This is a genomic window from Nocardia sp. NBC_01499, assembly GCF_045040275.1.
In the GTDB taxonomy this organism is placed as follows: domain Bacteria; phylum Actinomycetota; class Actinomycetes; order Mycobacteriales; family Mycobacteriaceae; genus Nocardia.
Genome location: NZ_CP109426.1, coordinates 9,856,291 through 9,881,121, shown reverse-complemented (window position 1 = coordinate 9,881,121; position 24,831 = coordinate 9,856,291). Strand labels below are relative to the sequence as shown.

Below are 24,831 nucleotides of genomic sequence, written 5' to 3'. Positions count from 1 at the left end.
CAGCAAATACTGACCGGTCTTTCGGTTTTACCGGGCGAGATTGGAGATATTGCGGCCGAGGTGATCAGATCTCCAGCCGCGGCGGCCTGGCCACCAACATGACCCCGCTGTCGCTCAATGAAGTGACACCAGCGAGATGCTCGGCCAGCGCCGCCCGCATCTCGGCCTCGCGCGGATGGCCCTGATACCAGAGTCCAGCGATGACCCGAGCCGTCACCTCCGGATCGCCTTCCGGGAACTGCACATTCACCGTCAACGGGTAAAACGACAGCTCGGTGAAGCCGCGCGCGGCCAGGACCCGGCCCGCCTCGGCAAGCAGAAAGCCTTGATGGTCGGGGCGTTCGCCCGCGATCGGCGCGCAGATCCGATTGAGCAGGCCGATCACTTCGTTGTCGGGCGCCCCTTGCACCAGCACGATGCGGGCTTTCGGATGGTTGATATCGCAGACCCTGGCCATCTCGGACACCGCGAGCACTGGGTCGTCGGCATAATGCAGCATCCAGGTGGCGACTACGCCGTCGAAAGATGCGTCGGCGTACGGGAGTTGCTCGGCCCGGCCCGGCTGCACCTCGATAACGTCGTCGCGCATGCTCCGCACGCGATCGGCATCCGGTTCGATCGTCGCGCACGAGCCGATCTCGGCGGCGATGGCCGCGACGACCGCGCCGCTGCCGCCACCCACGTCCAGCACCCGCTCATTACCGGCCAGCACCTCGATGACCGGGGCGATATCCTCGCGATGCAGGCGCTGCTCGAACGGCAGCCAACCGGCCTGACTCAGATCATGCGGACCGCGATAACTGTCCGGATGCGGATACGGCCCACACAAGGTGTGCGCTGGCACGGCGGGACCGCCGGGGCGGCGGGCCAAGCAGAACAGATGCCACTCGACGTCCATGCCGGGGAAGTTCGGGACGAATTCGCTTTCGCGGGCGTGCACTACGGTCAGCCCGGCAGCCGCGAGCCGCTCGAGGTAGACCTCGGTGGGATAGCTGGTGGCCCTGACCTGCTGGCCCATCCAGATCATGTCGTAGTTCTCGACATCGAGCGGGACAGTCGCGAGGACAAGACAGCCACCGGGCGCGATCCAGGTGCCGATGCGCGCCAGGGTGGCGTCGAGGTCGTGCCGGGGCATCTGCAGGAGTGGGAAGAAGGCGCACACCGCATCGAAAGATGCTGCCCCCGGGGCGAATTCGCGCACATCCAGCTGGTAGAACACGCCGTCGGGAACCTGCCGAGCGGCCAGTTCCACCATGGTCGCCGACACGTCTATTCCGGTGACCGCGAATCCGGCGGCGGCCAGCCGGGCCGCGGTGGGGCTGCCGGTCCCGCAACCGATGTCGAGAACCCGCGCGCCCTCGGGTAGGCGGGCGATCAGCCAGTCGAGCGCGGCGTGCTGTTCGGGCAGATGCCCGTAGGCGCGCTCGTATTCCATACCGAGGACGTCGAAGGGGCGGGCGGCACGCTCCGCGGAGGCGTCCATGGCTCCCCCTCCTCGCCGCTCGGTCCTGTTGTTCGCGAGCTCACTCACAGTGGCCTCCCCTGACCGAGACGTGTCAGATTGCTGATTACTAGCTAATCGGAGCTGCAGACCTAGTTTAATGATCATGCCCGTCTCTGTTGGCACAACGCGCGGGAGTCATCGTGAACGCTCACACCGTTATGAACGCTCGGAACGAATCGACTACCCAGTACGCCGGATACTTCGCACTGCGCGCCTGTCTGCTCGGTCCGTCCCGCACCAAAACGCTGACCGGTCAGGAGCTGATCGATGTTGGGCGGTTGGTGTACGGCGACCCCTCGGGGATGTCGCTGTACGGCGTACCCGCACCGCAGATGGCCACCCACGGGCTGCGCATACTCGGCCGCACCGCCATCGAATGCTCGGTCGACGCCTATGCGATCGCGGTCGCGAACTGGCTCGCGGCCAGCGAATTCGCCCCGCCCGCAGACGCATTCGTCGCCGACCTGTTCTGCGGATCGGGCAATATCGGCTATCACCTCGGCGACCGGCTCGACATCCCCGTGCACGCCGCGGAGCTCGACCCGCTGGTATTCGACCACACTCGGCACAACTTCTCGGTGATGGACATCGGGGTGAACCTGCAACTGCTCGACTACCGAGACCTACTCAGCAAACTCGGCGCGAGCAGCCCGACCGATATCTACGTGGTCGAGCCGCCCTGGGGTCCCGCCTTCACCGCGGACGGGCTGAACCTGGCCACCACCGCACCGCCCGTCCCGGAGATCCTCGCCGATATCGCCGCTTCCCGGCGGGGCGTCCCATGTCTGATCGTGATCAAGACCAACGATCAGATCGCCTACGACTCACTCGGTTCCTGCTTCGCCGAGGCTCGGCATCTGACCTCGGTCACGCCCGCACCGGTCCTGCCGACCGGCGCGAATATGGACTTCCACGTGTACCAACTGGAATGACCCGCGATCTCCGGCCGAGCTGGTTCGAACGGGGGCGGGCCACCACCTGTTCTACTCCCCCGAAGCGGCCCAACCGCAATCGACAAGGGCGGCCCGTGATCATCGCCCGCCTATCGAATTCCGTTCGCCAGCAAGGACTTCAGCTGGTCGTGTGGGAGGGCGGGCGAGTGGTGGCCGTCTCGACCGGTCATCGAGGTGTTCACGATGAGGGCGTTCAGCACCGCCTCCTCGACCGCCTCGACGACCGCGGTGTACATCGAATCCATCCGGTTCCACGGCAGGCGGGCAGCGGTCACGAGGTCGGCCGCGGTGGGATCGCCGATCGGAAAACCGGTGTCGGAGGGGCGATCTCCGGCGGTGGAGAAGGCCAGGAACAGATCACCGGAGAAGAGGCTGCCGGTGGTGCCGGTGCGGGCCAGTCCGAACGGAACTCGGCGGGCCATGGCGGTGCACTGTAACGGGTCGAGCGGGGCATCGGTCGCCACGACGACGATGACCGAACCCGAACCGCCTGGCGCGGCAGGCATTCGGTCGGGCCCGGTGCCCCAGTCGGTCGATTCCATCGGATTGCCGACCGCGAGCTGATCGCCGACACGCCGTCCGCGGATCGTCAATTCGTGCCGGGAGCCGAAGTTCGCCTGCAGGAACACCCCGACGGTGTAGGTGTGCGGCCCGAACTCGACCAGTCGTGACGCGGTGCCGCTGCCGCCCTTGAAGGCGTAGCAGTTCATTCCGGTGCCACCACCGACCGAGCCCTCGTCGAGCGGCCCGGTGCGGGCCGAATCCAACGCGGCCACAACGTGTTCCGGTGTGACGTGGCCGCCGTTGATGTCGTTGAGGTAGCCGTCCCAGGTTTCGGCGCAGACCGGGAGCAGCCACTGCCTGGCGAGCGCCGGATCGGTCTTGTTGATCCACTGGATCGCGCCGGTGTGACAGGCGCCGATGGCATGGGTGTTGGAGATCGTGACGGGCATCGACAGCTGGCCGACCTCGTCGATCCATGCGGTGCCGGTCATTTCGCCGTTTCCGTTGAGCGAGTAGCGGCCCGCGGCGCACGGCCGACCGACGCCGGAACGGCCGCGCGGCAGAATCGCCGTCACACCGGTGCGTACCGGGCCGACGCCGACCCGAAGGGGACCATCCCCTTCGATCAGCGTCTGATACCCCACCTCGATTCCGGCCACATCGGTGATGGCATTGCACGGACCCGGCGTGCCGTCGGGCGCGAGGCCGAGTGCACGTGCCCTTGGGCGTCCGTCGGGGGAAAGTGATCGGTGCTCCATCGGGTCATCCTTCGGGCGTCGTGATGTCGAGGCAGTGCGTGGCTGTCCGCGCATAGGAGCAGATCAGTTCGGCGGCACGGGTTTTCGTGATCGACCGGTTCCGGCTGACGATGTGCAGGCCGTAGGCGTCCTCCAGCGCAACCAGATTCGCGGCGACGTCCAGGATCGGCGCATCGATGGTGAAGTGCCCCTGTGCGATTCCCACTTCCAGCGCGCTCAGGTACACCGCGACCTGCTGCTCGAACAGCGCGGTGATCAGGTCGCCGTGCTCGGCGGCGACGCTGCGATAGGCGGCCAGTCGGTACAGCGCGACGACCAGTTCATCGGCCTCCGAGGCAGGCAGTCCCGCCCAGATCAACGCGCCGATCTTCGCGCGGGCGTCGGTGATCGTGGCGACCATGGCCAGCCTGCCGCCGAAGAACCGGTCGCTGGCCTCGCGATGAACCTCGCGCAGCAGGTTGTCGAGGTCATCGAAGTAGTAGTGCACCGTCGCGGGCGAAACCCTCGCGAACTCGGCGACCTCACGGATCTTGAGCTTGCCGACGCCACGGTCGGACACCGCGGTCAGCGCCGCATCGAGAATCACCCGACGGGCCGCCTCCTGATCCTTTCGGCGTGCCATCCACCCCTCCTGCTACCTCATGTTGATGACGAATTAACTATTCGTAACGTCAAAAACCAGATCTGCACAGCATCTTTAGGTCATTCTTTGACTGTACATCAAAGAAAGGACCGGCCATGGCGACCCAGACCACCGGCCAGACTGCCGACGACGACCATCAACAACCCCGCTACCGCCAACAGCTGTCGCGCGCGCTTGGCATGGGGGAAAACATCCTGATCACGCTGTCGGCGGTGACACCAGCGTCGAGCGTGTTCATCATCATTCCGTCGATCCTGTTGGCGGCGGGTGGGGCGTCGGTACTGACACTGGCCATCGCGGCGGTGGCGTCGGTGTTCATCGGACTGTGCTACGCCGAGCTCTCGGCGACCTTTCCGATCGCCGGCGGCGAATACACCTGGGCCGCACGACTACTCGGCCGACCCATCGGGTTCGCCCTGTTCGCACTCACGCTGGTGAACGGGGTGTTGATCATCTCGGTCATCGCCCTCGGCACCGGCGACTACCTCGGCGTCGCGATACCCCAGCTCGGTGGAAAATGGGTCGGCATCGGCGTCATCGTGGTGACGACCGGCATCGCGGTGCTCAACATCAAAGCCAACGCCTGGGTCACCGGTGTTTTCCTGTGCATCGAGATCGCGGCGATCGCGGTGCTGGTGTTCCTCGGATTCAGCAATGTCCAACGCGGCCCCTCGGAATGGTGGCACGCGGTCACGATCGCCGACGGCAGCCCGGCTCAGGTGGGAGCGGGAGCGCTGGCCGCCCTCATCCCGGTGGCACTGTTCGGCTACAACGGCTACGGCACCGCGGTCTACTACGCCGAGGAAACGAAGAACGCGACGCGAACCATCGGCCGCGTGATCATGGTCTGCCTGGCCGCCACCGTCGCCATCGAAATCCTGCCGCTGGCCGCCGTTGTCCTCGGTGCGCCGTCGATGACCGACCTACTGACCAGTCGAGCACCGATGAACTACTTCCTGACCGCGCGCGGCGGATCCACGGTGAACACCCTGGTGAGCGTCGGCATCGCGATCGCGATCGTGAACGCGGTAATCGCCATCATCCTGCAGATCTCGCGACTGGTGTTCGCCTCGGCGCGCGACCGGAGCTGGCCCGACCCGATCGATCGGGCGCTTGGCAGTGTGCATCCGCGGTGGCACACACCGGCGGTCGCCACCGTCGTGGTCGGGGCGTTGGCCGCCGTCGCGGCGGCCGTATTACCGCTGTCCTGGCTGATCACCGCCACCGGCGCGGGACTTGTCCTGGTGTACCTGTTCGTCGCGCTCGCCGCGTTCCGGGTGCGTAGCCGTCCGATATCCGGTGGCTATCGGATGCCGCTGTGGCCGCTGCCGCCCATCATCGTCGTCGCCGCCATGGGCTATGCGGCGTACAGCGTCCTCGACGCCTCCTGGCAGCAGATGGTGGTCGCCGTCGTCGCCATGCTGCTCGGCTGCGCCTATTACCTGATCTACCTGCGTCCGCGTCCGGAGCGCTGGCAGCTGCCCGATCCCATTCAGGAATCGTGAGGCACGAGGGTCGCCACCAGTTCATCGAGCACGCCAAGGAATTCCGTCCGATGGATTTCGGTGGTGAAGACGGTTCCGTCGTGCTCGGGATGCGTTCGCAGATGTTCGCGGCGCCAAAATTCCAGTGTGATCGTCAGTAGCTCCCCTGTGCGGAACAGGCAGGTCACGACGTTGTCAGTCGTGGGGCCCCAGTCGAGGAAACCCGGGAAGCGTTCGGACAGTTGGCCGTTGGGATCCTGGTCCGGGTGTACCAATGTCGCGGTACGCCGAACGGAGCCGCGGAACTGGGGGGTGTACACCAGGTTGTCGTCGCAGGTAATCCATTGGTTCGCTGCCCAGAGGTCGACGCGGCGAAACGGAGCTTCGGCGGGATGGACGTAAGCGCGGGTGAACGCGCCGAGGGCAGTGTCCGGGCTGCCCACCTCCGCGGCGAACTTGCGCCTGTCACCGATCAGTGTCACGCCCGCACCGTGACAGATCACACCGGCAACGCGCAACGAAATAGATCGGCTGAGTCACTAGCAGGCGCTAGCTTAAAGCGACAAAATGACGCTATAGTGAAGGTGGTTGGAAAGCCGACACGACGAAGGAGCGACCATGCGGATTTTGATCAGTGGGGCAGGAACAGCCGGGCTCAGCGCCGGCATCGACTTGGCGCGGGCCGGTCACGAGGTCGAGATCGTCGAGCGGGCGAACGTGTTGCGCGCCAACGGCTCTCCCATCGACGTGCGCGGCGAGGCTATCGAGACCGCGCGCGGCATGGGCATCCTCGACGCGGTGCATGAGCACCGGATCACGATGACCGAGCAGACGATGTTCGTCGACCGGTCCGGCGCGGTCGTCGCCCCCTTGGCGATGCAGGAGATCAACGAGACGCCCGATGACATCGAGCTCCCCCGCGAGGACCTCATGACCATCCTGCGGCAGACCCTGCCCGAGCAGGTCGATCTGCGCTTCCAGGAGCACATCGTGACGCTGGTCGACGACGGGGACCTGGTCACGGTCACCTTCGCCTCCGGCCGCCAGAGCGCCTATGACATCGTCGTCGGTGCCGACGGGGTGCACTCGGCGGTGCGCCGGCTGGTGTTCGGGCCGGAGCAGGAGTTCACCGAGCACCTCGGGGTGTACGTCGCGATCGGGGATGTACCCGGCCAGGTGACTCCCGGCACCGCCCGCGTGACGGAGATCCTCAACCTGCCGGGACGCTTGGCCGGCGTGGCCCGCTACCACGACAAGGCGCTGGGGATCTTCGAGTTCCGGTCCGAGCCGATCGACTACGACTACCACGACCTGAACGCGCAGAAACGCATCCTGGCCGAGGCCTTCGCCGGGATCGAGGATTGGCAGGTCCCCGAGCTGGTCAAGACCGTCCAGGACGACCCAAACCTCTACTTCGACGCGATCGCCCAGATCCTCATGCCGAGCTGGCACCGGGGACGGGTCGTGCTGATCGGGGACGCCGCGCACTGCGCGACGCCGATGGCCGGGCGCGGCGTCTCGCTGGCACTGCTCGGCTCGTGGACGCTCACCGAGGAACTCGGCAGGCACGGCGACGACCTAGCGGCGGCCTTCAGTGCCTACGAACAGCGCCACCGCCCGCACGCGGCGGCGGCCCAGGAATTCGCGCGCGCCGGAGCCGACCTCATGGTCCCCGCCACCTGGGCGGACATCGCCACGCGCAACACCCGGCTGCGCGCGGCCCAGCCGCTGTAGGCTGCCGTCCGTGGCCGAGAACGGACCGACACGAGAACCTGGCCGCCGCCCGGGCGGGCGCACCGCTCGGGTGCGGCACCGGATTCTCGACGCCGCCGCCGCGCTGATCGCCCGCGAAGGGATCGGTGGCCTGCGCTACGACCAAGTCGCCGAGCTCGCCGACGTCAACAAGGCCAGCGTCTACCGCAATTGGCCCGATCGCACCACGCTGGTCGCCGACGCGCTCGCCACCTTCGGCGCCGACGCCGCTCCCCTGCACGATTCCGGCGACATCGACGCCGACCTCGTCGACTTCCTCGAGGCCCTCGCGGCCGCCATGGCGAGCCCGCAAGGCCGGGCGCTGCTGAGCGTGGTGGCCTCGGCCAGGGAGAACCCCGAGCTGCGGGCCATCGTCGACGAGGTGTTCGACCGGCGGTTGGCAATCCTGCACGACCGCCTGCGGACCGCGGTCGAACGCGGCGAGCTGCCCGCGATCGACCTCGCCTTCCTCGGCGAGATGCTCACCGGACCCGTCCAGCTGTTCGTCACCCGCGGTGCCCGCCCGTTCACCCGAGCCGACGCGCACCAGGTGAGCACGACCGTGCTCGCTGGCGTCCGTGCCACCGCCCACGACGGAGCCCCGCTCGACGCCGAAGAAACTCGACACCCGTGACCCCGCTGCGAATGTCTTGTCCGCCACCAACATTGACGAGATCTTTCGGCCGGACGGGCTGATCTCGTTGTGATCGGGAAGTGATGTGGTGCGGGTGTAGCCACTGCCCACGTCCGTTAGCGTCGGCTGGGTGAGGGAACTCATTCTCGCGGTCGTGGTGTCGTGTGCCGTCACCACCCGGATACGTATGACCGGTAGATGTGCCCGCGTCATCATCCTGCCAGGCGGGTGAACGTATCGAGATCGAGCCGATTGTGCGGACGGATCGGATCTTGTTGACGCAGTGGGCAATACCGCCGATCAACGGTCACCACGATCAGGAGGGCGGGCAGTAACGCGGGCCTAGGTCAAGGAGCTGAGGCCGCATGGTGCGGTCGATTTCGCGCAAGCGGCGTGCCCGTGGCCGATCATCGAGGAGACCATCGCGCTCGTCGGGGAGGATCCGGTGCGCTGGGCAATCGAGCTTGGCGGCGAAGTCGCGGTACAGATCCTCGCGGAGGTGCCGTCCCTCGGTGGCGGCGCCGGGGCCCGCGAACGGCTCCGCCGCGGCACCGAGGCGTCCGCCGTGCAGGTACTTGCCTCCCTCTTCGAACAGTCCGGGGAGCCCCCGCCGATCAGCGAGCCAACGGCGGATGGGATGCGCGAGCATGTCCACCGGGGCATCCCGCTCGCGCATGTGTTGCGCGGGCTGCGCATCGCGCACGCGCGGACGACCGAGGCGTTCCACCGTGCCTGCGCCGAACTCCTCGATCCGGCCGCGGCCATCGAAGAACTCGCGGCGGTCACGCAAGCACTGTTCGACCGCATCGACAAGCTCGCCGACGCGATGATCCGGGAATACCTCACCGAACACGCCGCGTGGAGTGTCAGCACGGCTGCCGCGCGCGCCGGTGTCGTTCGCGCACTGCTTTCCGACAGTCCACCCGCGGACACCGAGCAGGCTGCACGCACCCTCGGGTACGACCTCGACCGCACGCACGTGGCTGTCGTCCTGTGGTCGGACTCGCCCTCCGCGAACCCCGCGCTGCAGACGGCCGCGACCGAGCTGCTGCGCTCACACGGCGCGACCGCGACGCTGGTGGTGCCGATGGCGTCCGGCCAGGTGTGGGCGTGGGGCGCCGTGCGTGCACCGATGGCCGGTTCAGCGGACGCCCGCGCGCTGGCCCCCGACCTCCAGCCACAGCACGGACTGCACGTCGGCATCGGCCTTCCCGCCAACGGTGTCGACGGTTTCCGCCGCTCGCACGCCGAAGCCGAACGGACGGAACGATTCGAACACCTGCGCCGCGAGGCCGGACAACAACCACGCGAGTCGACTGCCTACGCCGACGTCGCCGTCGCGGCGCTGCTGACCGCCGACCTGACGGCCGCCGGCGAACTCGTGCGTCGCGAACTCGGCGCGCTAGCCGAACGCACCGAGACGATGGCGACCCTGCGAACAACCTTGCGGCAGTACCTCGACGCCGAGCGCAGCTTGGTGACCGTGGCCCAGCGCCTGCACATCGCTCGCGGCACCGTCACCTATCGCGTACGGCGGGCACAAGAAATACTCGAACGCGCAGTGGACGAACGCCCTTTCGCACTGCGGACCGCCTTGGAGCTTGCCGAAGAGCTTGGTGACGCGGTCCTGCGCTGAGCGCGGGCAAGGCAGCCGCGCGCAACGTCGCGGCGCAGTCTTGCGCTCGCAGACCAAGAGGCCCCTGCCTTCCCCACGGTCTTATAGGTGATGCCGGAACGCTTCCGGCGCGCACGTCGAAGGCGGCGACCACGTACTACTCGTCGTGCGTGCCGAAGAAGCCGCGTCGACCACGACCGCTCCGCTGATCTACGCGCGCCGGGTCTTCGGCACACATTCCGCCCTCGACCTCGCCAGCTGACCCCGCACCACTACCCGAAAGAGCGCAAACAATGAGCATCGCCCTGGACGCACCGCACGTCACCGACGAAGCCCGCGAGCTGCGCGCCGAACTCGTCGAGCGCGCCGCCAAGCTGCGGACGCTGATCGCCAGCAACGCCGACCAGACCGACCGCGAGCGCAACGTGCCAGCGGCGAACGTCGCCGCGCTGGCCGAGAGCGGCCTGCTCTCCCTGCTGCGGCCCGCTCGCTACGGCGGCCTGCAGACCGACCTCCGCACGCTGCTCGAGGTCAGCCGCGAGGTCGGCCGGGCCTGCGGCTCGACCTCCTGGATCACCACGCTGCTCAACGTCAACTCCTGGTTCGTCGGGCTCTTTCCCGCCAAGGCGCAGGACGACGTCTGGGCCGACACCCCGCAATCCCGCGTCGCTGGCATCCTCGCCCCCTCCGGGACCGCGGCGGCAGCCGACGGTGGATACCTCGTCAGCGGCCGGTGGGCGCCTGCTTCCGGCAGCGCGCACGCGGACTGGGCGCTGCTCGGAGTGCAGCGGCCGGACGCGGAAGGCACCACCGATGCCACCGGGCTGGTGCTCGTGCCGATGTCGGAGCTGACCGTCGAGGACACCTGGTTTGTCGTCGGGATGCGAGGAACCGCATCGAACACGCTGGTCGGCAAGGACATCTTCGTTCCAGCCCACCGTTTCCACTCCACGAAGGACGCGGTCGAAGGTCACTACGCCACCCCATACACCGAGGAAGCGCTCTACCGGTCGGCATTCGTGCCGGTCGCCACGCTCGTGCTGGCGGGGCCCCAGCTGGGACTTGCCGAGGCCGCCGTCGAAATCCTGCGGGAGAAGGCACCACAGCGGTCGCTGACCCAGACGTTCTACGACATCCAGGCCGAAGCCCCGTTCATCCAGCAGGCCGCCGCACAGGCCGCGTCCCTGGTCGACTCCGCCCAGCTGCACGCCTACCGCGCGGCGGCGGACATCGACGAGGCCGCGCACCACGGGATCCTGCCGGACTACGACGCCAGGGCCAGGATCCGGATGGACGCCGCGGTCGCCGCAGCCAACGCGCGGGAGGCGATCCGCCTGGTGTGCTCCGCACAGGGCGCCTCGAGCTTCGGCGAATCGAACCCGCTGCAACGGATCTGGCGCGACAGTGAGACCGGCAGCCGGCACGGGGGCCTGCGCTCCGATATCGCCTCGGACGCCTACGGCAAGTCCCTCTTCGGCATCCGCGGCACGGTGACCGCATTCATCTGAGCACTTCCGACATCCGGGGTGAATCCGCCTGGCGCGCCGCCGAGGGCAATCTCGGCGGTGCTGTCGCCGGCACAGCGCGATGCGCACACGCGTCGGGGCCTGCCAACGTTGAACCCGAGAGGCGCTGTGCAGCAACCGAACCCCGACTCCGCCGACGACGCCGGCACCGCCGACAAACTCGACGACGACACCTATCCCGCCTACAGCATGGGCCGCGCCGCGGAAATACTCGGCGTCACCCAAGCGTTTCTGCGCGGTCTCGACGCCGCGAAACTACTGGCACCGCAACGCTCCTCCGGCGGACGCCGCCGCTACTCCCGCTACCAACTACGCATCGCCGGGCGCGTCCGCGAACTCGTCGACACCGGCAACACCCTCGAAGCGGCCTGCCGCATCGTCATCCTCGAAGACCAACTCGCCGAAGCCCAACGCCTCAACACCGACCTCCAACACGCACTCGACAACCGGACATCCACCAACCCCACCGCGGACTGATCGACCGCAGACCGCCCATGGAGTGAACTCGCCTCCCCCGCAGCTGGTTCGACCTACCCGCCGGGCGGCCGGAAACCCACCCATCGGGTCGTTCCCTCAACTCAGAATGTGCAGCGCGGTCGACAGCACCCCGCAAAAGACCAACGGCCCGAGTGAACTCGGGCCGTTTCAGTGCGCGCACACGCCGATTACACAACGTTGCCCGGATCTGCTCATCAGGCGCGAGGCCCTCCAGACCCGGGCGCGTCGCGGTTCCGAACCATCGGTCAGGGTGCGCCGCGGGTGGGTTGTGTCACCAACTGTCGATGCCCATTACCCGGGCCGCGTCGTTGATGGCGTTGTAGTGCGGAATCGACATGCCGGACTGCTTGTCCTCCGACGGAAGATTCCGGTCCGTCCGCCGGAACTCGTCGCGAGCGGCAGCCAGCAGACTGGTCCCCTGGCCGACCGGCACCTTAGTCGTTCCGTGAACAGGCTGCGATCTAGCAGCCGTCTGGCTACCCGCCCTTGCCAGGATGTTCCGTGCCTGGTTGTAAGCGGCCGCCTCGATCCTCTTCGGGTTCGACAACTCGGTGTGCGCAATCGGCAGGACTGTCGCCGAAACAGGTTGAGCTACTGCACTTTCCGCAGAAAGCAGACAGAACATCGCTGCCGCTACGCCGATAGCAGCGCCCTTGCCGTATATCGAGCTCGTCTTGTACAACCGCATAGCTTCCTCCCTCGAGCCTGATCGTCATTCGTTGAAACGGACCACCCAGCAGACGGTTCCGATCAGTAGCGTAACCACCTCGGCCCCATCGGCGTTCCGTTCTCATCAAGCGCGCGTCGGCTAGATAGGGGACGGCTCAGCTTGTCGCGCAAGACATTACGGTCACACCCGCCGATGCTGGGACCGGATCATCCGGACACGTTGGCCAGCAGAGAGGTGATCCCGCCCTTCGACCTAGGTCTCGGGCCTCTTCGGCAAGCGCTGAACAGTGACGAACGGGCTATCCGGTCGGCAAGATCGCCGCGGGGGTGAGCTCGGCGATGGCTGGGTAGCCGTCGAGGCCCATGAGCAGGTCTGTTTCTTGTAGGAGCGCGTCAAGCACACTGACTATGCCGTCAGAACCGCCGCAGGCGAGGCCGTAGATGTAGGGGCGGCCGATGCCGACGGCGGTCGCGCCGAGGGCGAGGGCCTTGACGACGTCGGCCCCGGAGCGGATACCGGAGTCGAAAAGCACCGGCGTTCCGGCGGCGGCCGCGACGACGCCGGGCAACAGATCGATGGCGGCTAGCCCGCCATTGGCTTGTCTGCCACCGTGATTGGAGCAATAGATGGCGTCCACGCCCGCGTCTTTGGCGCGCCGGACGTCGTCGGGGTGACCGATTCCTTTGAGAATCAACGGAAGATCGGTGAGCGAGCGGAGCCAGGGCAGGTCGTCCCAGGTGAGGCGGTTGCCGAAGATCGAGTTCCAGGTGTCCATCGCGGCCGAAGGATCTTCCTCGGGTGATTTCGGCAGCAGCTGCTGAAACACCGGATCGGTGAGATAGTTCGCCAGGCACTCGCTGCGCAGCCGGGGTGAGTTGGTCAGCGAGGGGTCGCGGGGTCGCCAGCCGGTGTGCCAGCAGTCCAGGGTTACCACCAGCGCTCGGAAACCGGCGGTTTCGGCGCGTTGTACCAGGCTTTGCGCCAGGTCGCGATCGGTCGGGGTATAGAGCTGGAATATGCCCGGGGTGTCGCCGAAATGTGCGGCGACGGTTTCGAGCGGGTCGACGGCCATGGTGGACGCCATCATGGGTACCCCGGTGCGGGCCGCGGCCTGAGCGGTCGCGACCTCACCGTGCCCCTGTGGATCGCACAACCCGATCACGCCGACCGGGGCCAGGAAAAGTGGCGTCGCCAGGCTCATGCCGCACAACTCGACCGACAGATCACGGTGTTCGCTCGCGCGCAGCATGCGGGGCAGCACACCGAGTTTCCGAAATGCGGCCACATTGTTGGACTGGGTGAATTCATCGCCCGCCCCGTGCGAGACATACGACCAGATATCGGCCGCCATCGTGGTGCGCGCCTTGTCCTCTAGTTCGGTGTAATCCGCGAAGTTCGTCATGTCGTTCCTTTCCGATCGTCGAGGCGGAGCATGGGTGAGCTAGGGCCTGTTTCATAAGTGCTGGGGCAGCGCAGATGAGCTGAAAGTTGTTGCGGTGGTTGGCGTGTTGGTGACCTGATGCGAGGGAGGTCTCCGGTAAAGGGGTTTAGCGACCAAGCAAAACCTTGAATACCGGAGACCTCGTGACCAGCGTATCGGTCGCGGGGCGTGCGGATCTGACCGATGCCCAGTGGGCGCGGTTGGAGCCGTTGCTGCCCCGTGGTGTGAAGGCGGGCCGTCCGCCGAAGTGGACGAAACGGCAGCTCATCGACGGGATCCGGTGGCGGACCCGCACCGGCACGCCGTGGCGGGATGTGCCGGTGCGGTATGGGCAGTGGCAGACGATCTATGGGCTGTTCCGGCGCTGGCAGCGTGGCGGGAGGTGGGCCTTGATCCTGAAAATGTTGCAGGCCTTCGCTGATGCTGTCGGCGCGATCATCTGGCAGATCAGTGTGGACTCCACCATCATGCGGGCCCACCAGCACGCCGCTGGCGCCCGCCGCGACGGCGACGGGCAGAAACATCCACCCGGCGGGGTCGAAGTCGAACCCGCCGACCACGCGCTGGGTCGCTCGCGTGGCGGATGGACCACGAAACTGCACCTGGCCTGTGAGCAGGGCCTACGGCCTCTGGCGTTGCTACTGACCGGCGGCCAAGCCGGTGACAGCCCGCATTTCGCCGCCGTGCTCGCCTCGATCCGAGTGCCACGCCTCGGACTGGGCAGGGCGCGGGTCCGACCAGATCGGGTCCTGGCCGATAAGGCCTACTCCTCCCGCGCCAACCGCGCCTACCTGCGCCAACGCGGGATCAAAGCCACCATCGCAATCCCGGGTGACCAGGTGGCTCACCGCCGTAACCGCGGCTCGGCCGGCGGTCGGGCACCGGCCTTCGACTCCGAGGCTTACCGAAACCGCAACGCTGTCGAACGCGGCATCAACCAGCTCAAGCAACACCGTGCTGTCGCAACCAGATACGACAAACTCGCCGTCCGCTACCTGGCCACGATCCACATCGCCGCCATCAACCAGTGGCTCCGATGCCCCGACTTATGAAACAAGCCCTAGCCGTGCAGGACTGGTCTGAGCATGCGAATCAGGGCCGGGGAGGTTGCCAGGGAAGCAAGCGCCGGTCGCAGGCTCGAGGCCAGGGCGACGCGGTCGTCGGCGCTCAGGTGTTGCAGGAAGTAGCGGCGTACCCGGTCGATGTGTTCGGGGGTGACGGCACGCAGCAGTTCGTGGCCTGTCTCGGTGAGCACGACCTCGACGCCTCGTTTGTCGGCCTCGGCCCGCTGCCGGTCGACCAGGCCGCGTGCCTGCATGCGCTTGATCTGCTGGGACAGCCTGCTCTGGGAAAGCAAGGCCGCCTCGGCCAGTTCGTTCATCCGCACGCGGAGATCCGGTGCCGCCTCCAACGCGACCAAGATCCCGTATTCGTCCAGTGTCAGTCCGTGCCCACGCCTAAGGTCGGTATCGAGGCGGTCGAGCAGTAATCGGCTGGTGAACACCAACGACCACCACGCCATCATCTCATCGGCTTCCCACCTGCTCATATGTTCAGTATCTGCAGACTTTCCGTGCGCGACCATGATCACATCCCCTTCTTCGCAACTCTTCAGCTACTATACAATTTACATTAAATTTGATGTAAATCGAGAGGAGATTGCTATGAGCGACATCGCAAAGCTGCTCCACCGGCACCAGCCCTCGGCACAGCGGAGCTTCCAGGATTTGGTACACGATCGGCTTCCCTCGACTCCGGTGTCATTCCCGCAGGACGCCACGTTCGACGAGGCGACCGCGAGCTGGAACTACCTGGCACCCGCGCAGCCGGTCGGCGTGGTAGCCCCGCGTTCGACCGCGGAGGTGCAAGAAATCATCCGCTGCGCTCGCGAGGCCGGCGTCACGCAGTTGGCCATCCGCTCGGGTGGGCATTCCTTCGAAGGCGCCAGCCTCGGCGGCCGAGACGGTCACGCGGTGGTGATCGACATGGTCGAGATGAACGACATCACCATCGACCGCGACGCGCAGACCGCGACCGTCGGCGGTGGCACCCTCACCGGCAACCTGATGGTGGCGGCCTTCGAACAGGGCGGGCTGATGCTGCCCACCGGCGAATGCATCGCTGTCGGCATGGGCGGTCAAATCCAGTGCGGCGGCTACGGCCACTACTCACGCACCTACGGCATTCTCACCGATCGTCTATTGCGGGCCGAGATGGTGCTGGCCGATGGATCCGCGGTCACCGTGGACGAGCACACCAACGCGGATCTGTTCTGGGCGATCCGCGGCAGCGGTACCGGCTCGTTCGGCGTCATCACCAGCCTCACCGTCCAATTGAACAAAGCCCCCGCCGCACCCGCGAACTTCTTCATCAAATACCCGATGACCGACGCCGCGTCGTTCGCGTCCACATTCAAGGCGATGCAGGAGTACTCACTCACCGCGCCGCCCGCGTTCAATCCGATGATCGTCATCTGGCGCGGGAACCTGGAAATCCTCGGCTCCCTGGCCACCGAAACCGCGGCCGAACGCGACGCGCTCGTCGCGGACATGCGCGAAAAGCTCCCGCCCACCGACCAATTCGACATCCAACCGGCCGACTACGTGGAAACCATGCGGATCCAAGGCCTCGAGGACACCTCCGCGCCGTACTACCCCGACCTCAGCGATGTCCGGCGCGAACGCCGAGAGCACCTGCGCTACATGAAGATCAAGGCCGGATTCGTCCCCGAACCGTTCACCGACGAATTCATCGAAACCCTGGCCGAATTCGCCATCACCCAACCCACGGAAGGACTACGGATTCAGATACTGGGCCTTGACCCGAATTCCGGACTTCCGGCCGAAGCCACCGCCATCAAGAACCGCGACTGCCCGTGGCTGATGGGGATGTCGTGCTGGGTGCCACTCAGCGACGCGGGTGACATCGCCACAATGGAAGCGACCGGCAAGAACTACGAACAGTGGCTCAACCAGGCCTACGAGATCTTCTATCCGTACACCACCGGCGGCTACATCGGCGACGACGACTACGCCGAAGGCGACCAAGGCCGTGACATGTTCGACAGCTACTACGGCCGACACCTGCCGCAGCTCAAAGCGGTCAAAAGCAAATACGACCCCGACAACCTGTTCCACCACAAACTCAGCATCCCGGTATCAGACGAGCCATCGGCGCCGCAGCGCTGACGCGCGGCCACCAGATCAAAGATCGGCTTTCAGCCCATATTCGGCATTCGTTGACCGGTTCGTTGCATCGAAGGAGCTGACCGTGAAGTTGTGGCAACCACTTCTCCATGCGCCCGCGCTGCTGGATTCGCCCGGCGGCTGTGCCGACGCCGCGCCTGCGGAGTTGGCCGAGGGTTCTCCCGCGTCGTTGCAGGCTGATTTGGCGGCGTTGCTCGATGCGGACAAAGTGCATGCGCGGGCGATTGATCTAGTGCGGTATGCCAGTGATTACAGCCCTTACCGTTTGATTCCGAAGGTGGTGGTGAATCCGCGGACACCGCAGGAGGTCGCCGCGGTAATGGCATACGCCCGCGAGCACAGGCACACGGTGACCTTCCGGGCGGCGGGCACCAGCCCGAACGGCCAGGCGGCAGGCGACGACATCCTGGTCGATGTGCGCCGCGGCTGGGCCGGCACGATCGTGGCGGACAAGGGTCGACGGGTCCGGGTGCGCCCGGGCACCATCCTTGCCATGGCCAACGTGGCTCTCGCGCGGCACGGGACCCGGTTGGGGCCCGATCCGGCCAGTGGCCATGCGTGCACGGTGGGTGGCGTGATCGCCAACAACTCGTCCGGTTTCGCGGCGGGCGTGACCCAAACCGCCTCGGCCACAATGCGTTCGGTCACGGTGGTGCTGCCATCGGGGACGATCGTCGACACCGGCGCCGACGATGCCGATGAGGCGCTCGCGACCGCAGAGCCGGAGTTGGCGGCGGGGCTGATGCGGATCAAGGCCGAGATCGAGGCCGATGCCGAGCTCGCGGACCGCATCCGCCGCAAGTTCAGCATCAAGAATGCCAGCGGATATCGGCTCGACGGCTTCCTGATCGGCGCGACACCGGCGCAGATCCTCACCCGGCTGATGGTGTGTTCCCAAGGCACACTGGGATTCGTCGCCGAGGCCGTCTTCGACACGGTGCCGCTGCTGCCCGCACGCGCCACGGCCTTTCTGCACTTCGACACCCTCACCCACGCCGCCGAGGCGGTGCCGAAGTTCACCGCAGCCGGTGCCCAGATCGCCGAACTGCTGGACGGCCGCACCCTGCGCGCGTGCGCGCAGTTGCCCTCCGCGAATCCGGCCTGGGCCGAACTGGATCCGGATTCGGCGACACTGCTGGTGGAGGTGCGCGCCACTGACGAGGCGGCGCTGGATGCGGCTTTGTCGGCGGTGGCGGCCGTGCTCACCGACTGCTCGCTCACCGAGGCCGGTGGCTTCACCCGCGACCCGGCCGAGATCGCCGCATATTGGGAGATCCGTGAAGCGCTGGGCGGTTTGGTGGGGATGCAGCGCCCCGTCGGCGCCACCATGCTTACCGAGGACGTTTGCGTGCCGCCCGCCCGGGTCGCCGACGCAGCGAAAGACCTTGTCGCCCTGCTGGACAACCACGGCTACGACCCCTCCCTGCAGGGGCATGCCTCGGCCGGCAACTTCCACTTCTCGCTGATGGTCGACTTCGGCACCGACGAGGGAAAGAACAACTACGCGAAGTTCATGGCGGAGCTGGTCGAGCTCATCGTCGGGAAATACGACGGTTCCCTCAAGGCCGAACACGGCAGCGGCCGCAATATGGCGCCGTTCCTGCCGATCGAATGGGGTGACAAGGCAACCGATCTCATGTGGCGGATCAAGAAACTGTTCGACCCGCACGGGGTGCTCGCCCCGGATGTGCTGCTCACCCGCGACCGCAACGTGCACATGAAACACCTGCAATCGATACCGCGGGTGGAAGACACGATCGAGCACTGCATCGAATGCGGTTTCTGCGAACACGTCTGTCCCAGCCGCCATCTCACCACCACTCCCCGTCAACGCATCGTCGTGCGCCGCGAAATAGCGCGCCAGGGCGGCGATACGCCGTTGCGGCGCACGCTGCTCGAGCAATACGAGTACGACGCGGTGGAAACCTGTGCAGGAGACGGCAGTTGCTCGATCGTCTGCCCGGTCGACATCGACACCGGCACCATGATGAAAGCCTTCCGCCACACCGAACACACTGCGCGAGAAGAGAAAATAGCGCTGCTGGTTGCCGAGCGCTGGGGCACGGTCGAGCGGATGGCTCGGGTGGCGGTGCGCATGGGTCACCTGCTGGGCGCCACCGCGATGACGGCCATCACCGGCCTGCTGCGGCGAGTCGTCAGCACGGAGCTGATGCCCCGCTGGATGCGCGAAATGCCTGCCGCGGCACCGGCGAAGCTGCCGCGGACCGAGCGCGGCGGTGCCGCTGCGGTCTACTTCCCCGCCTGCATCAACCGCATCTTCGGCCGCAGCCAACAGGATCGGCATGACCTGAGCCTGCCCGCGGCTCTGGTCACGCTCTCCGCCCGCGCCGGGATGCCGCTGTGGATCCCCGACGATGTGCGCGGCAGCTGCTGCGCCACGGTCTGGCACTCCAAGGGCTATCAGGACGGCAACACCTACATGGCCAACAAGATTGTCGAAAACCTGTGGCGCTGGTCCGATTCCGGCGCCTTACCGGTCGTCATCGACGCCGCCTCCTGCACCCTTGGCGTGCTCGACGAGATCACCGACTACCTCACCCCGGACAACGCGGCCCACCGGGCCGCGATGACGGTCATGGACGCCACCACCTGGACCAAGCAGCAACTGCTGCCCAATCTCACCGTCGAGAAACTGGACCGGGTCGCGGTGCACCCCACCTGCTCGACCCGCCACCTCGGCATCGACGGCACACTCACCGAGATCGGCGCCGCGCTCGCCGAGGAAGTGGTCGTCCCCGCGAATGCCACCTGCTGTGCCTTCGCCGGGGACCGCGGCTTCCTGCACCCCGAACTCACCGAGGCGGCCACCCGCGACGAGGCCGACGAACTCGCCGGCCAGCACTTCGACGCCTACCTGTGCAACAACCGAACCTGCGAAATCGGGCTCGAACACGGAATCGGCGGTCACTACGAATCATTCGTCTTCGCCATGGAACGCCGAACACGCTGAGGAAGGAAAGCAGCATGACGACGGTACGAGAAGCTTCCTACGAGGTCCTGCGATCGCTGGGAGTCACCACCTTTTTCGGCAATCCAGGATCGAATGAATTGCCGTTCCTGCAAGAGTTCCCAGACGATTTCCGTTACATCCTCGCCCTCCAGGAGGGCGCCGGTCTCGCGATGGCCGACGGCTACGTCCAATCCACGGGAAAACCAGCGCTGGTCAGCCTGCACTCGGCGGCGGGTGTTGGCCAGGCGATGGGCAACCTCGTGAACTCTTGGCAAGCGGGAACGCCACTTGTGCTGATCAGCGGCCAGCAGTACCGCCCACTGATCACCTTGCAGGGCATGCTCACCAACCACGATGCGACAACTCTGCCGCGACCGCTGGTCAAATGGAGCTTCGAAGCTCCGTCACCGCAAGCGGTTCCGGCCGCCCTGGCCCGAGCGGTCGCCTGCGCGACGACCGCGCCGACCGGGCCGGTGTATCTCTCTGTGCCGCTGTCGGATTGGAACGAACCCGCCGACACCGGCAACCTGCCCTACCTTTTGGGCCGCCAAGTGGCAGGACGGCCCGTAGCCGAGCGCGCGGCGCTGCGTGAACTCGCCCGGCGGCTGGACACCGCCGAGCATCCCGTTCTGGTCCTCGGACCCGACGTGGACGCCTACGGCGGCTGGGACGCCGCCGTACGCCTCGCCGAAAAAGCGGGACTACCAGTCAAATTCGGGACATACGAATACCCGAGGATCTCCTTCCCGACCAAGCACCCCTGCTACCAAGGCACCCTCGGCGCGAGTATCGGCCAGGTCCGAGATCAACTGGCCCCCTACGACTTTGTCGCCTGGGTAGGCGGCGCGGTGCTGCCTTACCACGCCTGGGAACCGGGACGATACCTGCGCGAAGGCACCGAACTGACCCTCGTCACACCCGACCCCGACCAAGCCGCACGCGCACCACTCGGCAACGCCATCATCGGCGACCCCGCCGAAGCGCTAACTCAGCTCGCCGACTGGGTCACCACCACCCGGCCACTGCCCGCACCGATGAAACGACCTGCGCCGGTTGATATCTCGGCGCAGCACACAGATACGGTCAGCGAGGTTCAGTTCCTCCAAGTACTCGCCGAACACCATCCGGAGAACGCCGCGTGGGTGTACGAAGCGCCGTCACTCGGCGCGTGGTGGGACAGACTGCCGATCACCGAGCCCAACAGCTTCTTCTGCGGCGCTGCCAGTGCCCTTGGCTACGGGCTACCCGCGGCGGCCGGAGTCGCACTGGCCCAACCGAACCGGCCCGTGCTAGCGCTCATCGGCGACGGCTCGGCCAACTACAGCATCACCGGCCTGTGGAACGCCGCCCAGCACAACCTCGACATCACCTACCTCATCGTGCACAACGGCGCCTACCAAGTCCTCAAGGACTACGGCACCTGGCTCGACGCCGACGGACTACCCGGCTTGAACCTGCCCGGCATCGACTTCACCGACATCGCCACCGGTTACGGCGTCCCCGCCCGCACCGTCACCACCACCAGCGAACTCGCCGACGCGCTGAAACAAGCCTTCGGCACCCCCGGTCCGCACCTGATTCAGGTCCAAATCACCGACGAACCCAGCACGATATTCGACTGAAACATACAGCGGCACAGCAGTATACGGTGTCGGTCGACGGAAACGGCTGCCAGCGTTTCGAGTTCGTCGGATGTCGGCCATTTGCTGGAGGACGCCGACGGCCGGCACTACCGCTGCGCCATCGAACGCCCAAACTGGTAGTAATGCTATCGTTTTGGACGTAGGCTGGCTGTCATGACGCAGGTACCTGAAGTGCCGCTGTACATGCGGCGCGTTGTCCTCGATCCGAGTCCGGCGCTCGGTGCAGCCCGTGAGTCGGTCGGCGTGCAGAAGATCGACACCGCGCTGGGAATGCCGGCCTACCTGGTGACCCGTTACGACGACGTCAAGGCGGCGCTGGCGGCCCCAGAGCGGTTCTCCAATCGCAAGCCGCCGGGCTGGTTCGCCGGTGCCCCGGCGGTTGCCGATGATGAGCACGCACAGTCCACCGCCGGGAATCTGCTTGGCATCGATCCCCCCGAACATCTGCGGCTGCGCCGCATGCTCACCTCCGAGTTCACCGTCCGGCGGATGAGGCGCCTGGAGCCGCGGATTGCCGAAATCGTCGACCAGCACCTGGACGCGATGGAACAGGCGGGCGCGCCCGCCGACCTTGTTTCCAGTTTCGCGCTGCCGATCCCGTCGCTGGTGATCTGCGAATTGCTCGGTGTCCCATACGAGGACCGCGCAGACTTTCAGCGGCGTTCGTCGCGCCTGCTCAATTTCAGAATCCCGCCCGCCGAGCGCTTCGCCGAGAACCATGCGAGCCGCGAGTACATGATGACGCTGGTTCAGCGGGCGCGGCGCGAGCCGGGCGAGGACATGCTCGGCATGCTGGTTCGCGAGCACGGCACCGAGGTCAGCGACTACGAACTCGTCGGTATCGGTGTACTGCTGTTGCTGGCCGGACATGAGACAACGTCGAATATGTTGAGCCTTGGCACTATTGCGCTGCTGCAACACCCCGGGCAACTGGCCGCCGTCCGAGACGACCCCGACGCCCTCGGACCGGCCATCGAGGAACTGCTGCGGTACTTGTCGGTAGTGCAGCACGCGATCGCGCGGATCACCACGTGCGAGGTCGAGGTCGGCGGCGTGGTCATTCCGGCGGGGCATCTGGTGATCCTGTCCCTGCCTGCCGGTAATCACGATCCCCGCTTCATCCACGCGCCGGACACCTTCGATGTCAGCCGCGGTGCGCCGGGTCACCTGGCATTCGGTCACGGTGTGCATCACTGCCTCGGAGCGCCGCTGGCGCGGATGGAGATGCGGATCGCGTTCCCGGCGTTGCTGCGTCGCTTTCCGCACCTGGCGCTGGACGAGGACCTGTCCGAGGTCCCGTTCCGGGAACTGAACCTCGTTTACGGCGCGGAGTCGCTGAAGGTGCGGTGGTGAGCTTCGCCCCGCGGTGACCTTGCGCGGTAGCGTGAGCCCATGTCCGCCAGTAGCGTGCCCGGCCTGCGATCCGATGCGGCGCGCAACCACCTGCGGATTGTGACCGCCGCCGCCATCGCCTTCGAAGAGGACGGTCCCGGGGTCTCACTGGACGACATCGCGCGCAGGGCGGGCGTGGGAATCGCGACGCTCTACCGGCGTTTCGGGACCCGCGAGGAACTCATCAAGGCCGCCGCCGAGCATGTCTTCGCCGCCGAGGTCGTCGCGGCGATCGTCGAGGACGGGGCGGATCCCTGGGCAGATCTCGTCGCGACACTGACCGCCACCATCGATGCGTTCGCCGCTCATCCGGTGCTGACCGCACTGGCAAAAGAGCACGCGGTGTTCGATATCGACACCAGGGACGCCTACGCGGCCGCCAAAGAACGAGTGCTCGGCCGCGCCAGGGACGCGGGTGTGGTGCGTTCGGATCTGACCACCGACGATATGACGGCGGTGGTCTGGATGGCACTGGCCATCGTGCACAAGACGGGCCGCGACGCCGCTGCCAACAGCCGCTACGTGACCATGCTCCTCGACGGACTACGTCCGACCGGGCGGGACCTGCCCGCAGCGCCTCGCTCTTGACCAACCAGCGTGCGTCCGGCGCCGATCGGGAATCTGTATAGCGGAGCATGCCGGTTCTATCAACTGTTCTCGAGAACTGGTGACCCCCAACATTATTGGGGCTTTGCAGGACATGCCAGGGCGGTCGATGATCGATCAGGGGGTGTGACACCCCCGATCTGATTACCGCACCGATCTATCGAAGATGACCATTCGCGAACGCACCGCGCCGCCGGTTTCGGCCGGTCCGAGATCACGAGCCGTGTCGAAGAGTTCGTTGTCGATGCGGAGTAGGTGATGCGGGCTTACGCGCGGGAATGTTGTTGACTCGCTGCCGTTTTGGCTCGAAGGAGTTTCGTCATGTTCAGAACAATGTGCTACGCACGGGCGGCCCTGATCGCGGTGAGCTGTACCGCAGCCGCGATGGCGGTCGGCGCCGGTCCGGCACAGGCCGACAGCTCGACCACGGTCAGCCCGGCCGGGGCCGGCGTCGCAACCGCGAACTATAACGCGGTGGTCTTCGGGACCGGCGCCGCGACCGTCAATTGCTATACCGGCACGACCAGCGGCGGTTCCGTTCCCCCAGCACCGAACAACAAGAACTCGAGCGGCCCGGTAACCGTGTCGCTCGGGCCCTTGACCCTGGGCAGATGCAGCACCGACCAGTCCGGTCGCACCGTCAAGGTAACAACCACCGGCAACTGGGGAATCGCGGCGCAGAACGGGTCACCGATCGCCGCCGGGCTGGTCATTCCCCAAGGGGGACTGACAATCACAACCAGTGGATCGGTGAACTGCACCACCGTATACGCGCCGGACGGACCCGTGACGGTGCCCGGTACCTACACCAACAGCGTCGACAACGGCGGCCTGAAGTCGCTGCCGTCGATGACGGTCCTCGATGAAGTGCCGAACCGGACAACCGGTGACGCCTCCTGCCCGACGGGAGATTCATGGGACAGGGTGTCAGCCACCTTCTTGGTGAACAACCCCGCCGACCCAGGGCACATGATCACCGTCGGTCCGTAACTCCGTCGGATCCGACCGGAGCCCTGATCGATTGCCCGACA

The 24,831-nt window shown here is 66.4% G+C and carries 21 protein-coding genes; 14 read left to right on the top strand and 7 right to left on the bottom strand.

Annotated elements, in window-relative coordinates:
• Positions 1–64 precede the first annotated feature (64 nt).
• The gene (locus tag OG203_RS44385) at positions 65–1,483 is read right to left on the bottom strand and encodes a class I SAM-dependent methyltransferase (protein WP_405163201.1); all 1,419 of its coding nucleotides are present in this window, start codon (positions 1,481–1,483) and stop codon (positions 65–67) included.
• A 179-nt stretch (positions 1,484–1,662) separates the two neighbouring features.
• On the opposite strand from OG203_RS44385, the gene OG203_RS44380 reads away from it, so the two are divergent.
• Positions 1,663–2,436 (top strand): hypothetical protein, encoded by a 774-nt coding sequence (locus OG203_RS44380; RefSeq protein ID WP_405163200.1) that lies wholly within the window; start codon positions 1,663–1,665, stop codon positions 2,434–2,436.
• A gap of 110 nt (positions 2,437–2,546) precedes the next feature.
• On the opposite strand, the gene OG203_RS44375 is transcribed toward OG203_RS44380, so the two are convergent.
• Both OG203_RS44375 and OG203_RS44370 read right to left on the bottom strand, forming a co-directional pair.
• On the bottom strand, positions 2,547–3,719 hold the full coding sequence (locus OG203_RS44375; RefSeq protein WP_405163199.1) for a P1 family peptidase: 1,173 nt from the start codon (positions 3,717–3,719) through the stop codon (positions 2,547–2,549).
• 4 nt (positions 3,720–3,723) lie between these two features.
• Positions 3,724–4,341, bottom strand: a complete 618-nt coding sequence (locus tag OG203_RS44370) for a TetR/AcrR family transcriptional regulator (protein ID WP_405163198.1) — start codon at positions 4,339–4,341, stop codon at positions 3,724–3,726.
• Positions 4,342–4,457: 116 nt separating this feature from the next.
• On the opposite strand from OG203_RS44370, the gene OG203_RS44365 reads away from it, so the two are divergent.
• Positions 4,458–5,867 (top strand): APC family permease, encoded by a 1,410-nt coding sequence (locus OG203_RS44365; protein WP_405163197.1) that lies wholly within the window; start codon positions 4,458–4,460, stop codon positions 5,865–5,867.
• Here OG203_RS44365 and OG203_RS44360 read toward each other — a convergent pair.
• Positions 5,855–6,328, bottom strand: coding sequence for a hypothetical protein (locus OG203_RS44360; protein WP_405163196.1), 474 nt, complete (start codon positions 6,326–6,328; stop codon positions 5,855–5,857). The genes OG203_RS44365 and OG203_RS44360 overlap by 13 nt on opposite strands.
• A 136-nt stretch (positions 6,329–6,464) precedes the next feature.
• Between OG203_RS44360 and OG203_RS44355 the strand changes: the two genes are divergently transcribed.
• The 5 genes from OG203_RS44355 to OG203_RS44335 all read left to right on the top strand — a co-directional run bounded on the left by OG203_RS44355 (position 6,465) and on the right by OG203_RS44335 (position 11,850).
• The gene (locus tag OG203_RS44355) at positions 6,465–7,580 is read left to right on the top strand and encodes an FAD-dependent monooxygenase (RefSeq protein WP_405163195.1); all 1,116 of its coding nucleotides are present in this window, start codon (positions 6,465–6,467) and stop codon (positions 7,578–7,580) included.
• 10 nt (positions 7,581–7,590) lie between these two features.
• On the top strand, positions 7,591–8,232 hold the full coding sequence (locus tag OG203_RS44350; RefSeq protein WP_405163194.1) for a TetR-like C-terminal domain-containing protein: 642 nt from the start codon (positions 7,591–7,593) through the stop codon (positions 8,230–8,232).
• Between the two features lie 445 nt (positions 8,233–8,677).
• A complete protein-coding gene (locus OG203_RS44345) occupies positions 8,678–9,868 on the top strand; it encodes a PucR family transcriptional regulator (protein ID WP_405163193.1) in 1,191 nt (396 codons plus the stop codon).
• 272 nt (positions 9,869–10,140) lie between these two features.
• Positions 10,141–11,355 carry an acyl-CoA dehydrogenase family protein gene (locus OG203_RS44340; protein ID WP_405163192.1) on the top strand — a complete coding sequence of 405 codons (1,215 nt, stop codon included), beginning with the start codon at positions 10,141–10,143 and terminating at the stop codon, positions 11,353–11,355.
• 126 nt (positions 11,356–11,481) lie between these two features.
• Positions 11,482–11,850 (top strand): MerR family transcriptional regulator, encoded by a 369-nt coding sequence (locus OG203_RS44335; RefSeq protein WP_405163191.1) that lies wholly within the window; start codon positions 11,482–11,484, stop codon positions 11,848–11,850.
• A 292-nt stretch (positions 11,851–12,142) separates the two neighbouring features.
• Here OG203_RS44335 and OG203_RS44330 read toward each other — a convergent pair whose 3' ends face one another.
• Positions 12,143–12,559, bottom strand: coding sequence for a hypothetical protein (locus tag OG203_RS44330; protein ID WP_405163190.1), 417 nt, complete (start codon positions 12,557–12,559; stop codon positions 12,143–12,145).
• 280 nt (positions 12,560–12,839) lie between these two features.
• Complete coding sequence (locus tag OG203_RS44325) at positions 12,840–13,943, bottom strand: alpha-hydroxy-acid oxidizing protein (RefSeq protein WP_405163189.1); 1,104 nt, start codon at positions 13,941–13,943, stop codon at positions 12,840–12,842.
• A 182-nt stretch (positions 13,944–14,125) separates the two neighbouring features.
• On the opposite strand from OG203_RS44325, the gene OG203_RS44320 reads away from it, so the two are divergent.
• Complete coding sequence (locus OG203_RS44320; protein ID WP_405162543.1) at positions 14,126–15,034, top strand: IS5 family transposase; 909 nt, start codon at positions 14,126–14,128, stop codon at positions 15,032–15,034.
• A gap of 8 nt (positions 15,035–15,042) precedes the next feature.
• On the opposite strand, the gene OG203_RS44315 is transcribed toward OG203_RS44320, so the two are convergent.
• Positions 15,043–15,531: a MarR family winged helix-turn-helix transcriptional regulator gene (locus OG203_RS44315; RefSeq protein WP_405163188.1), complete on the bottom strand. Its 489-nt coding sequence runs from the start codon at positions 15,529–15,531 to the stop codon at positions 15,043–15,045.
• A gap of 115 nt (positions 15,532–15,646) precedes the next feature.
• Between OG203_RS44315 and OG203_RS44310 the strand changes: the two genes are divergently transcribed.
• The 6 genes from OG203_RS44310 (at position 15,647) to OG203_RS44285 (ending at position 24,790) form a co-directional block, all read left to right on the top strand.
• A complete protein-coding gene (locus tag OG203_RS44310) occupies positions 15,647–17,170 on the top strand; it encodes an FAD-binding oxidoreductase (RefSeq protein ID WP_405163187.1) in 1,524 nt (507 codons plus the stop codon).
• Positions 17,171–17,252: 82 nt separating this feature from the next.
• Complete coding sequence (locus tag OG203_RS44305; RefSeq protein WP_405163186.1) at positions 17,253–20,159, top strand: FAD-binding and (Fe-S)-binding domain-containing protein; 2,907 nt, start codon at positions 17,253–17,255, stop codon at positions 20,157–20,159.
• Positions 20,160–20,173: 14 nt separating this feature from the next.
• The gene (gene mdlC, locus OG203_RS44300; protein ID WP_405163185.1) at positions 20,174–21,781 is read left to right on the top strand and encodes a benzoylformate decarboxylase; all 1,608 of its coding nucleotides are present in this window, start codon (positions 20,174–20,176) and stop codon (positions 21,779–21,781) included.
• Positions 21,782–21,955: 174 nt separating this feature from the next.
• Positions 21,956–23,155 (top strand): cytochrome P450, encoded by a 1,200-nt coding sequence (locus OG203_RS44295; protein ID WP_405163184.1) that lies wholly within the window; start codon positions 21,956–21,958, stop codon positions 23,153–23,155.
• A 39-nt stretch (positions 23,156–23,194) separates the two neighbouring features.
• Positions 23,195–23,782: a TetR/AcrR family transcriptional regulator gene (locus tag OG203_RS44290; RefSeq protein ID WP_405163183.1), complete on the top strand. Its 588-nt coding sequence runs from the start codon at positions 23,195–23,197 to the stop codon at positions 23,780–23,782.
• A gap of 339 nt (positions 23,783–24,121) precedes the next feature.
• Positions 24,122–24,790: a hypothetical protein gene (locus OG203_RS44285; protein ID WP_405163182.1), complete on the top strand. Its 669-nt coding sequence runs from the start codon at positions 24,122–24,124 to the stop codon at positions 24,788–24,790.
• Positions 24,791–24,831 lie beyond the last annotated feature (41 nt).